Source organism: Prevotella sp. tf2-5 (genome assembly GCF_900115435.1).
In the GTDB taxonomy this organism is placed as follows: Bacteria; Bacteroidota; Bacteroidia; order Bacteroidales; family Bacteroidaceae; genus Prevotella.
Genome location: NZ_FOWK01000016.1, coordinates 45,326 through 56,395, shown reverse-complemented (window position 1 = coordinate 56,395; position 11,070 = coordinate 45,326). Strand labels below are relative to the sequence as shown.

The following is an 11,070-nucleotide window of genomic DNA, read 5'->3' as shown; positions in this document are numbered from 1 at the left end:
TGACCAACAATATGGAGATGCCTGCCACGCAGGTCGCTCTTCTCTACAAATATCGTTGGCGTGTAGAACTCTTCTTTAAATGGATTAAGCAGCATCTTAAGATTAAGTCCTTTTGGGGTACGACAGAGACTGCTGTCAGAATCCAGATATACTCTGCCATCACCGCATATTGCATGGTGGCTATCGTTGAGCACGACCTCAAACTGCACAGGAGCACCTACGAAGTGTTGAGAATTTTGAGCGCTTCGCTGTTGGATAAGACTCCAATCAAGGAACTTTTTACCAAGGAACCTGAGTATGTTGCTGATGATGGTCAATTGACTCTTAATTTTATTTAGTGGACACTAATGATATGGATATATTGTGAGACACGCAACGAGGGGGATGTCTCTAACCCCTGGCACACTTGTACCTGGATGTTCTTTTGAATATCTTTATTAGGGCGTACTTCACCCTTTTGTTTTGTTATAGTTTGTCTTTTTGAATTAGTTTTTTTGTATGTCGATTTTTTGAGTCCTAGCTTTTTTGTATTAGTGGACTCTTTCGTTTTGCTGTCCTGCATGGTCTCCTTGGCAGCACATTCTTTGTTAGATGTGCTATCATTTCCGTAAATTAACTGATAAGTCTTGGAAGTCTTTGTGTAATAATTGGACTTCTGTGGGCGAAGAAACTTTTTAGTCTTGATATTGTACACCAGGACTTTCCCACCACGGACTGTAACGGTCAGATCGTTGAAGAGCATACTTTTTGTGGTGAGGATTACATTACCTTTTTTGAATCCAAACAATCTACTCTCTTTTACCCCATTTTTAATTTTAATTTTTCTCATAATTTTTTTTTTTATAATTATCATTTCATTTTATTTTATTATCTGCTCTGTTATATGATACTTTGAAAAAAAAGTTTAGATTTTGCAGTAAATAATCAGGTTTTTGGTTGGCAATTCTAACTGATAGTATTTGTAAATATCTAAAAATCAATATTTTGTGTAATTTTAAAATTTTTAAAATTTTTATTTCCCCCAGGGATATTATTGTGTCTTAAGTCTGAGACTTAACTCTACAAATCTCAATCAAGTCTTTCAGGTTAATTACATAAAGAAAGACAAATATGACATACGGCACAATTATCAGGCAATTGAATAGATTTGTGCTATAATTATAAAATTAAAATTGATCAAAAAATATGATAGAAAATTATTATTATGGATTTGAGATTAGTATCTCAGAGAAGGCGTATAGCGCCAAGCCGAATAGAGAAGACTATAAAGGCATGAAGTTCCACAAAGTTGTGGTCAATCCAAGTAAGTTTATGGAGTATATCAGATTGGGATACTCTTACTGTCATGTGTACAAGAATAATCATCGTTCCAATGCAGACTTCTTGTATACCTATTTCGTCAACATTGATGTTGATGACAGTAAGGTTTCACTTGCTGATTACCTTAATAAACCGTACATGAAGCCAACTCTTGCTTATACGACATTCTCCAACAAAAAGAATGGGTTATACTCGTATAGGCTTATTTATTGCTTCTCGGAGCAGATTGATGCTCAAATATATGAGCCATTGTATAGGATCATATGTTCATATGTAGGGTTGGAAAAAACAAAAGATGACTGTGGCCGTGTATTAGCTCAATTGATGAACGGAAACTCTCTACCAGACATGGAGTACTATTTGTCTAACAGGGTCTATGATGTTTCAGATTTTGCACAAAAAAGTTCTTTACAATTATATTGTAGAGAGAGAAAAAAATATAATTCTAAAGAACTAAATTGTAAAAAAGAATCCAATAGTAATAATAGTATTAATAATATTATCAATAATACGATTATTACTGATCTCAATAGACTTGAATTACCTGTGTTCCTAGCAAAATATGTTCGTTTAGGTATTGTTGAACAAACAAAGTTAGACTATAATGAAGATGGTTACTGTTTGATTCCAGATACCTTCATGAAAGTCTTTAATAGAATTGTTTGGACTAATAAGCAAGCGCGTATCAGTAAGTTTAAGGATGGAGAGGGTAGGCGTAAAAGATTGTTTGTTGATGCCTGTCTTATTCGGAAGATTGAGCCTGATATAACATTCGAAAAGTTGCTCTATAATCTTGTCTATCGTAGAATGCGATACTATGACAACAGAGATGAAGTACTTACAAATAAGGTGCTGATAGAGAAAGCTAAGTATGTCTTGGATTTACCTTTGAGCGACTTGGATGATCTAGAACCGACAAAGCATGGGAAGTTTACGACCAGCAAAGAGTATTGTATTGAACACAATTTGAAGAGAAAAAGTTATGCACGTATAATTCAGAAAGACTTGAATTACCAAAGTATCGGTGAGTGGTATGACTTAAATAAGACTATATCTGAGAATTATGAGTATGCCAAGCAGAATGACATCAAAGTATGTATATCAACACTCAGAAGGTTTTGCAAAGATTAGGGCATAGATAGTAATCCACATAATAAGCCTATAGAGACCTGGTATAATCCTGCAATATCGGTAAAAGCCAACCTGCAAAATGCCATATCGCAAGGAATAAAAGTCTCTGGAAATAAGTTATACAAATATTGTAGGATTAATGGTATTGATTCCAAAGGGACTCATTGATATGCATCCCCGGTTTCGGTAGTGGTCCGGAACCGGGGATAAATACTTAAAATCAAAGAAATGATATGGACGAACTAAAGAAGTCGATAATGTATTTAGAGCACGGGAATGAGCTCGTTATCTCTAAAATAAGGGTGCTGATAGACTCGCTAATCAAATATCAGGAAGGGACTTTGCCTGTAAGTGATATGCTATTTGATGCGTTTAAAAGAAGGATTATAAGGTTTAACGGATAGTTGTCCTTTGATGACTATATTATTGTTTTTGAACGACCTCGATATTTCAAGTGTCTGACTCTTAGAGAATATACAACGGGTATAATGGTCGAATATGGGTGTTGCTCAATAGGAACAGAAACAAACAGCAAAGAAGTCTTGATATAGTTATTATCTGTCTTCATGGATACTGCAGGTATTATTGCTACCCCAGTTTGGGGGTTACTTGAAGTTTTCAACGACTCAGAAGCTATAGAACAGATGGGGGGTACAAGAAAACTATAGCTTGCTTATAAGCGTTCGGTATGTCCTATTTGTTATATAGAGTCTCACGGCCGGTTATTGCCAATTTATTGCAAGGAACATGCAGACAGAATAGAAGAGATATATAATCAATCGGAAAGCGGACATTGCCATAATAATTTAGATTAGCTGTTGGGTCATGTTACAAACAAAAGGGGGAAACTCGCATATAATCTGAAAAAGAATAGTTGATTATATGGTGAAGAAGTATTATAAAAAAGTGGAAAGCGTAGAAATGAATACGCTTTTGGGTGAGCTGGATACTATTGAGACTTGTCTTGAAAAAGTCTCTGCTCCTGGTGAAATAAAAGTGTATAATAAGACAGAGATTAATTCTGTGCTTGGAGTAAATGAAAAACTATTGAGGCGGTACCGCTATGATGGAAAACTGTCATATACAAAAGTAGGAGACCACTATTGGTATACACAAAATGATATAGATGAGTTCATGGCTAAGTATCATCGCAAACCATTTGCATGATTTTTTAAGCAAAAGATAGACAAAAACAGAATTCTCTCATATAATAGCAAACAATTTTAAAAATATGAGAGATAATAAAGAATATTTAATGATTGAGAAAGATGTGTGGGAGAGTGTTTGTAGTAGAGTTGCTGCACTCTCTCAGAAAATTCGTGTGTATGAGCAGAGTCATCAACCTGCTCCAGATTATTATAATAATAAAGAGGTTCGAGAGTTGTTAGGCGTGGATGACAAAATCATTCGCAAGTATCGTGATCGGGGACTTCTTGGCTATATAGTAGTCGGTGATAAGTTTTGGTATAGTCAAGGAGATATTAAGGACTTCTTAAACAGAAACAGACATGAAGCCTTTGCTAAATAAACAGCAAAGGCTTTTTATATTGGGGAAATGGCATTATCTAAAAGAGTGGTTGCTACGTTTTAGCATCTCACAACCATAGACAAAAGCCTGTTTTTTATAGTATAAAAAGAAAAAAATATTGGAAATATGAAAGTAAAAATTGATATAAGTCCAGCGTATAATAATCGTTTTATTATCATGAATGCTGATATGAATTTCATTTTGGACGATGCGCAAGGATATGGTTTCTCAACTTATGTGAAAGCATTGGAGTATGCAAAAGTCAAATACAGAAACAATAAAAAGAGATAATAGACGAGTCTCCAGTTTCTGAGAGTCTTTTCTAAAGTATAGAAGACATATTTTATTAAGGAAGATGTATATCACGGCTAGATTATGTTACAACATACATGTCTGGCCGCTTTTCCTTTTTTATCCTCCAAGGATTGTAAAGAAGATGAGTATCATCTTTTATGATGAGGAAGTATAATGCTATAAAAATAATTCTCTTGTGCTCCCACACAATATAAAAAATGTCAAGAAAGAAAAGAAAAGTGGCAAATAATTCCCGAATTTGGGAATTATTTTATACCTTTGCGCCCAAATTATGAAAGATTATGATGACAATAGTCTTCGATGATAAGGATTTAGAAGAATTGATAACTACGGGTCGCAATAGCAAATACAAGAAGTATACTCGAAACGCAAAGTTTATGAAAGCCCTCGCCACTGCTTATACTTACTTACGAACAGTAGATTGTGCCTGCGACCTTCGTTCTATCTCTTTCCTCCACTATGAGCAACTATCTGGAACAAATGGCCTTAGTTCCATCAGAGTTATAAATGGAATGGTGGAGCGGATACTTTTCCGCGAGTTTGATGGCGGAATCAGAATTACAGTTTTATGTTTAGATAATACTCACTATGGCAACAAGAAATGAGAATCCTGTACCGTTCATGGCTGTACATCCAGGAATGATGATTAAGCCAGAACTTGAAGAACGCGGAATTAGTCAGAAGGAATTCGCTAAGATGCTTGGCGTTCAGGCATCTCACTTGAGCGAAGTGCTTGGTGGAAAGCGTGCATTGACGGCAGAACTTGCCGTTAAGATTGAGAGTGCCATTAGTTTGCCTGCAAAGGTATTGATGGCAGCTCAGTCACAATATGAATGTGATTTGGAGTCTATCCGCCAGCGTGGAATTGAGGAACAGAAGGCTGCAAATGAACTTGAAGAATATAATAAGGTTGTTGATTTGCATTTACTTTTAAAGGCATTTGGACTTATAACTCTTACATTTACAAGACAACTAGAAGGAATAAAGTCTCATTGCAAGTCTAATTCTGCAGCAGAGATGCAAGTTGCTTTCGCTAACGGCAATTTCCGTAGATCCGACAAAAGTGATGTTGATGAAAGAATGGTTAATACATGGGTGCTATTAGCGAGAGATATAGCGCGAAACACTAAAGTCTCTGGAACATATAATCCGACTTTAAATAATGAGTTAGCTCAAAAGTTGAATTCTGTTTTTACGGAGAATATAAACACAATTGAAAGAGTGACAAGACTCTGTAGTGAATATGGAATCAAGTTTGTAGAATGCAAAACAAAGGTTGAGCATACAAAAATTGATGGATATTCATATATAGAAGATGGTATTCCTTGTATTATTGTAACAAATCGTTATAACAGAATTGACAGTTTTGCATTTAATGTTCTACACGAACTTGGACATCTTGAAACAAGCCCAGAAGAGCCACACTTAAATGTTGAGAACTATAGTAAAGAGAGTCCAGAAGAGCGTATGGCAGATACTTTTGCAAATAATATCTTGATACCAATTGCAGTATGGAGACGTTCACCAGAAGCACGCATGAGTGCAAGAGACATACAGCGTAAATTTACTGCTTGGTCCGAAGTGGAAGGTATTAATAAATGGATTGCATTAGGCAGGGTCGGATATGAGACGGGGATATATGCATTCTCAGATCCTCAAAAGACTCGAAGAATTATGTAACGATGATGCTGTATGACTATTTACGGACTTTTACGTCCAAATACAACGATCAATAAATGAAGTGGGTAGTACAACTGCTTGGTTTTCAACTACGTCGCTACATTTCAACGAGGACGAGTATTAAGCATCTTCAGCACTAAAAAGCTTTTAAAAGCAAGCAAAATAAGAGGATGATGGGGACAAAGAGAATCTCTGTCATCCTCTTTTTTTGTATTTTATAGCGTAATAGCTGTCCCCAAAATCAACGTTATAGTGATGTCATATCCGTAAAAATGGGATAGTAACTGTTTTTGCAGGATTTAAGGTAGTATAGATTGATGTTTACCGATGTTTACTACTCAATGGCGGCATTATTTATTGTTAGTATCTTTGCACCCGTCAGAGCATTAGCGCGATTGCAGATATGAGTATTAACAATAATAATTAACTGAAATGGGACGTAAAAGAACACCAAAAATTGAAGGTAAGTTCTATTTGAGAACTGACCGTAATGCCGACAAGAACGGCAGGTTTGCAATCTATCTTGATTATGTTCTTGGTGCAAAACACGCTAAGACAGACACAGGAGTATGGATTGAAGAAAAGTATTGGAATGCTGACAAACGACAAATATCAAAGCAACATCCACAATACGCACGTTTTACTAATCAGATTCAAAGGAAGAAACAATCTCTTGATAATGCAGTCTACGATTATATGCAGAAGAGCAAACGATTGACTATAGACTCTCTAAGAGCTATTGTACAAGGTCGGCCGATGGGTAAATCGCCTGATACAGACTTTGTTGCTTATGCAACTGATACTATTGAAGAACGCTATAAGTTGGGAAAGATAGGTATTAGTGTGCGTGATAATGCATTATGTGGGTTTAACAAGTTTAGAAAATTCTTAGCAGAGCATTATGGTGAGGATAGTATCTTCATTTCAGAATTGACTGTAGATATGGTGAAGGAATATATCTTTTGGAGGCAAAAGCAGGGGAATCTCAATAGTACCATTAATAAGTGTCTTACACCGATAATGAAGGCTGCAAAGAGAGCTGTAATAGATAAACTGATTGATGCGAGTATAGCAGAAGCGATTTGTGACCTCTACTTACCAACTAAGAAAGAGTTAGGTGAAGATGAAGGGGATGAGGTGCATTATCTGACAGAGCAGCAGGTGAAAGAGTTTATAGGCTTACGTGACATTGTAAAATATCCACGTACTCGCGACTTTATGGATATGTTCCTCTTTTCCCTTAATGCATGTGGATTGCGTATTTCTGACCTTATTACACTTGAATGGCGAAGTGTTGACTTTACAAAGCATTCTTTACGTAAGGTGCTATTTAAAGGTGACAAATATCACGAAATACCTTTGAATGACAATGCAATTAACATCTTGAAACAATGGAAAATCAGAACAGGTGGACACCGCTTTGTCTTTGGGCTACTTGATGATGACTTTGACTTGCAGAACAAAGAGGAGAGGAAACGCAAACGCCTTAATAAAAATAGGGCAATTATTACAAGCTTACGGACATTAGGCGACAAGATGAACTTGCCGTTTAACCTGACTATGCATGTAGCAAGACATACCTTTGCTGTGTGGGCATTGAATAAAGGTGTTGATATTCATGTAATAAGCCGTTTGATGGCGCATAGTAGTGTCTTAGTGACTGAAAAGGTCTATGCCAAGTTTATGCCTGATACCTTAGAGCATGAGGTGCAATCCAAACTAAATTTCAACTTGATTTCATGAATTCTTTAATGGCGTGCTTGATGTGCATGTTGTTAATAACCCCCGTAAGACTACAAATTGTTTTATGGGTATTATTATGTTATTTCTTAATCCGATAGAATATAAAAAATGATAAATCTGAAGATGTTATTCTTTCTTTCAGTTTAAAAACGTTACTTTTGTGAGTGTTTTTAAAAGTTATTTGGTCATATAGATGAAAACGTTAGACGATTTTATAGAGATGATTACCTTGTCTGATGAGCAGAGGATTGAGGTAGTTAAGGAGGCTATGGACGATTTGTTTGATAGGTATTTTAAAGAATCAATAGACGATTCTCTTTTTGATGTTTTGATACGTAAGCGGATGTCTGACTTCATTCCTGAGACATATATACAGAAGTTAGATGCAATTATAAATAAAGAACAAGAGATTATTTCTTCTTTACGTTCGGACATAGCAAGGATTCAAACAAATAAGGAACCGACTTTTTATTTTGAGCATTTGACTGATGAAATTATATGGGAGGCATGGGAGGAAAATGCAAACTATAGGTTATGGGTGACTACAGAGATAGGATTACATATTTATCTCGCAGAAAGTATCATGTCTTATGCGAAAGAAGTACGAGGTTATTTGCTCACTTTGGCGATACACGAAACAAAGAAGAATTATTATTATAACATTAGCTTACCGCTTGATAAAGCTAAGGACATATATGTTAAATTAACGACAAGAGGTTTAATTAATTTTGACTATTCTTTTGATGAGTTTCAATATTTCTTTTCATCAAAGAGAAGGTATGACGAACCCAAGAATAAAATGCAGTGGAAAGGCTCTATTATTGATTTGGTATGTCTTATCTTGATTCTCTCACGTGGATTCCCGGAATGGACTGTTACTCAAAAGGCGTTTGGGGTTGATGCAGATAAATTGAAATCAACTGCTTCACGTTTTAAAAAGAGCATTGGTTACAATAAGAAGCTAAATGATTTCCGTACGAAATATCTAAAGTAGCAAGAATAAAGTTATGTTTACCGATGTTTACCTACTTTGAGAACATCGGTTTTTAGTTTGTATCTTTGCATCAAAAAATAAAAATATGGAGAATAACTATGTATTGATACAAATGGAAGACCTCATGTCACTAAAAGAGGAACTAAAGGCATTGAGAGAGGACTTGAAAGCTGTTGCTTCCAGATCAACCAAACAAGTATATACGAATGCAGAAATAAAGGAACTACTTGGTATAAAGGATAAACTTCTCAAAGAATATCGGGATGATGGTTTATTGTCTTATTCCAAAGTCAAAGATAAGTTTTGGTATTCACAGAGCGATATAAACAAATTTCTTGCATCATCTCATGTTGAAGCATTTAGTGTCTAAGTAAAATGTTTTAATGATGAGTTGGTAATAAGGATGCAATGTTGCTTTTAGTCTATTGAAGCTGTTAAACCTAATAAGCCTCCTTTCTAATGATTCTGCAATAGTGGGAATTTTACATAATCCTTGGTTTGCATCCCTACAAATGAGTCTATTTTATACGAATTAATTAGTGAGTTTATATATTGAAAAGCCCCTGTATATGGCTGTTTAGCGCATCTGCAGGGGTGACAATTATATGCTATTTATTTGACCCGTACTTTGCTGTGTTTAAAATCTATCAAAGGAGGTACGACTAAACCAATTGTTAAACCATGCATGTTCTATTTCAGTGGGGCTTGAATGGAAACAGCGTGAACCAATAAGACAGTTGGATTTGGGTTTACGGAAATCTACCTTTACGAGTTTGGAGCAATAGCTGAACGCATACGAGCCAACTATTATCACTGATGAGGGAATAACAATCTTATCAAGATTTGTCCTGCTGAATGCCCGTTCACCTATTGCAAGCAATCCTTCTTGAAGTTTGACCGTCTTTAGGTTATGACAATCCTCAAATGCTCCCTTCTCAATCATTCCGACTGATTTAGGAATAGTGATAGTTTCAAGATTCTCTGCACCCTTGAAATAGCCTACAGGGATTATCTGTAACTCATCTCTGAAAACAATGGTTCCAACACCTTCCCTGTATGTATGTAATATTATCTTATTGCCGATTTCTCCACAGTTGTTACCAATAGGAACAATTTTTCCGTTGGTTGATGTATAATGTAAAATGTTACTCATTGCAGTTTGGGTCTAATCTTTCTATCATATTTGGGGGATGGTCTTCCAATATTCTTTAAGGCTGTTACTAAGTTTTAAGCTGCGTTGCTCTTTTGCAGCCTTTGACCACCGATTACGGTAATAATCCTTTAGACTTAACGATATTTTACGCCGTGTTATCTCACTGACTTTTCTGTTTACTCTTTTTCCCATATATTTATCTTAACCGAATGCTGTTTGACTGAAATCATCATATTTACTAATCCCTTGCATTTTTACTAATTTACCGAATGCATAAGCATCAAAGTAACGGTATGCAGCCGTTGGGTTCTTTAATTTTACCACCTGTAGCGTTGAGTGGTAAAAGGCAAAAGATGAAAGGTAAAGACAGGTAGGGGGTATCTTTATCTTTTTTAGTCCTGTTCCTGCGAATGCGTATTCTTTGACAACTCTTACGCCTCCGAGTTTTACGCTCTCCAAATTCCGACAGTTGAAAAAAGCATGGTCATGGATTACTTTACAGGTTGGAGGTAGGACAATTGATTTAAGATTGTCGCACTCTGACAAAAACCATGCAGGAATGCTTGTTATCTCTTTTGCGAAAATCAATTTGCCAACACCATTACAGTAGGCGTTCATGACAATCTTGTTGTTGTAATCTCTTTCAGGCAGACGTGGACTAACGATTGCTCCGTCAGTGGTAGTATAGATTACTTCCAAGCATTTTTCTAAATCATCATATTGCAATAGGTTATAACTGTTTCTAAGCATCTTATATTATGGTAGCAGGTATAATTGCCTTACCAATTATAAATAGTTAAAAGGAAAAGAAATCGGCATCTTTTCTTGTTAAAAGTTTGGCCATTTCAAGAATTTAATTATATTATGAGCAGTTAATATAATCTGCCTTCACTGTTCTCAGACAGGAATTTCAGGAATGTTGAAAAAATAAGGGATTCCCGAAAATTAATAAGGTTTTGTTTGGCCGATTCAGAGGAATAATTATATTATCCCCGATTTATTTAGCTCATGTGGTTCCAGGCAGATGATGTCCTCCAAATAATGAAAATATGGGATAGACTTTTTATGAGGATTTGACCATTATATTTTTGAGGGGTAGGGGGTGAGGGTAATATGGGAGGAAGGGAACCTCTAAAGGCATAGGTCATACATAGGGAGGGGTACTTCCGATTTTCTAATTAGGCCATATTGAAATGTGGTTCAAAT

The 11,070-nt window shown here is 35.8% G+C and carries 13 protein-coding genes; 10 read left to right on the top strand and 3 right to left on the bottom strand.

Features of this window, described 5'->3' with window-relative positions; translation table 11 throughout:
* Nucleotides 1-338: transposase (locus BM257_RS14025; protein WP_143096762.1), on the top strand; the 338-nt coding region annotated here is incomplete at its 5' end.
* Here BM257_RS14025 and BM257_RS14020 read toward each other — a convergent pair.
* On the bottom strand, nucleotides 335-829 hold the full coding sequence (locus BM257_RS14020; protein ID WP_143096876.1) for a hypothetical protein: 495 nt from the start codon (nucleotides 827-829) through the stop codon (nucleotides 335-337). The genes BM257_RS14025 and BM257_RS14020 overlap by 4 nt on opposite strands.
* A gap of 356 nt (nucleotides 830-1,185) precedes the next feature.
* On the opposite strand from BM257_RS14020, the gene BM257_RS14015 reads away from it, so the two are divergent.
* The 9 genes from BM257_RS14015 (at nucleotide 1,186) to BM257_RS13980 (ending at nucleotide 9,081) form a co-directional block, all read left to right on the top strand.
* Nucleotides 1,186-2,451 (top strand): hypothetical protein, encoded by a 1,266-nt coding sequence (locus tag BM257_RS14015; protein ID WP_092073964.1) that lies wholly within the window; start codon nucleotides 1,186-1,188, stop codon nucleotides 2,449-2,451.
* A gap of 882 nt (nucleotides 2,452-3,333) precedes the next feature.
* Complete coding sequence (locus BM257_RS14010) at nucleotides 3,334-3,618, top strand: helix-turn-helix domain-containing protein (protein WP_092073962.1); 285 nt, start codon at nucleotides 3,334-3,336, stop codon at nucleotides 3,616-3,618.
* A 64-nt stretch (nucleotides 3,619-3,682) separates the two neighbouring features.
* Nucleotides 3,683-3,979 (top strand): helix-turn-helix domain-containing protein, encoded by a 297-nt coding sequence (locus BM257_RS14005; protein ID WP_092073961.1) that lies wholly within the window; start codon nucleotides 3,683-3,685, stop codon nucleotides 3,977-3,979.
* Nucleotides 3,980-4,105: 126 nt separating this feature from the next.
* Nucleotides 4,106-4,270: a hypothetical protein gene (locus tag BM257_RS14990; protein ID WP_177216138.1), complete on the top strand. Its 165-nt coding sequence runs from the start codon at nucleotides 4,106-4,108 to the stop codon at nucleotides 4,268-4,270.
* 305 nt (nucleotides 4,271-4,575) lie between these two features.
* On the top strand, nucleotides 4,576-4,899 hold the full coding sequence (locus BM257_RS14000) for a hypothetical protein (protein WP_092073959.1): 324 nt from the start codon (nucleotides 4,576-4,578) through the stop codon (nucleotides 4,897-4,899).
* Entirely contained in the window at nucleotides 4,883-5,974 is a 1,092-nt protein-coding gene (locus BM257_RS13995) for a HigA family addiction module antitoxin (protein WP_092073957.1), read from the top strand. The genes BM257_RS14000 and BM257_RS13995 overlap by 17 nt, the downstream gene beginning before the upstream one ends.
* 432 nt (nucleotides 5,975-6,406) lie before the next feature.
* Nucleotides 6,407-7,717, top strand: coding sequence for a site-specific integrase (locus tag BM257_RS13990; protein ID WP_092073955.1), 1,311 nt, complete (start codon nucleotides 6,407-6,409; stop codon nucleotides 7,715-7,717).
* Nucleotides 7,718-7,910: 193 nt separating this feature from the next.
* Nucleotides 7,911-8,711: a hypothetical protein gene (locus tag BM257_RS13985; protein ID WP_092073953.1), complete on the top strand. Its 801-nt coding sequence runs from the start codon at nucleotides 7,911-7,913 to the stop codon at nucleotides 8,709-8,711.
* Between the two features lie 85 nt (nucleotides 8,712-8,796).
* A complete protein-coding gene (locus BM257_RS13980) occupies nucleotides 8,797-9,081 on the top strand; it encodes a MerR family transcriptional regulator (protein ID WP_092073951.1) in 285 nt (94 codons plus the stop codon).
* 267 nt (nucleotides 9,082-9,348) lie between these two features.
* On the opposite strand, the gene BM257_RS13975 is transcribed toward BM257_RS13980, so the two are convergent.
* Together BM257_RS13975 and BM257_RS13970 are read right to left on the bottom strand one after the other, a co-directional pair.
* Nucleotides 9,349-9,864 (bottom strand): leucine-rich repeat domain-containing protein, encoded by a 516-nt coding sequence (locus tag BM257_RS13975; RefSeq protein ID WP_092073949.1) that lies wholly within the window; start codon nucleotides 9,862-9,864, stop codon nucleotides 9,349-9,351.
* Between the two features lie 201 nt (nucleotides 9,865-10,065).
* Nucleotides 10,066-10,614 (bottom strand): leucine-rich repeat domain-containing protein, encoded by a 549-nt coding sequence (locus tag BM257_RS13970; RefSeq protein WP_092073947.1) that lies wholly within the window; start codon nucleotides 10,612-10,614, stop codon nucleotides 10,066-10,068.
* Nucleotides 10,615-11,070: the final 456 nt, after the last annotated feature.

Excerpts from the sequence above, each read along its gene's own strand:
- BM257_RS14015 (WP_092073964.1), top strand. The coding sequence starts at position 1,186 with ATGATAGAAAATTATTATTATGGATTTGAGATTAGTATCTCAGAGAAG.
- BM257_RS13980 (WP_092073951.1), top strand. The coding sequence starts at position 8,797 with ATGGAGAATAACTATGTATTGATACAAATGGAAGACCTCATGTCACTA.
- BM257_RS13990 (WP_092073955.1), top strand. The coding sequence starts at position 6,407 with ATGGGACGTAAAAGAACACCAAAAATTGAAGGTAAGTTCTATTTGAGA.
- BM257_RS13970 (WP_092073947.1), bottom strand. The coding sequence starts at position 10,614 with ATGCTTAGAAACAGTTATAACCTATTGCAATATGATGATTTAGAAAAA.
- BM257_RS14010 (WP_092073962.1), top strand. The coding sequence starts at position 3,334 with ATGGTGAAGAAGTATTATAAAAAAGTGGAAAGCGTAGAAATGAATACG.
- BM257_RS14020 (WP_143096876.1), bottom strand. The coding sequence starts at position 829 with ATGAGAAAAATTAAAATTAAAAATGGGGTAAAAGAGAGTAGATTGTTT.
- BM257_RS14990 (WP_177216138.1), top strand. The coding sequence starts at position 4,106 with ATGAAAGTAAAAATTGATATAAGTCCAGCGTATAATAATCGTTTTATT.
- BM257_RS13985 (WP_092073953.1), top strand. The coding sequence starts at position 7,911 with ATGAAAACGTTAGACGATTTTATAGAGATGATTACCTTGTCTGATGAG.
- BM257_RS13975 (WP_092073949.1), bottom strand. The coding sequence starts at position 9,864 with ATGAGTAACATTTTACATTATACATCAACCAACGGAAAAATTGTTCCT.
- BM257_RS13995 (WP_092073957.1), top strand. The coding sequence starts at position 4,883 with ATGGCAACAAGAAATGAGAATCCTGTACCGTTCATGGCTGTACATCCA.
- BM257_RS14000 (WP_092073959.1), top strand. The coding sequence starts at position 4,576 with ATGATGACAATAGTCTTCGATGATAAGGATTTAGAAGAATTGATAACT.
- BM257_RS14005 (WP_092073961.1), top strand. The coding sequence starts at position 3,683 with ATGAGAGATAATAAAGAATATTTAATGATTGAGAAAGATGTGTGGGAG.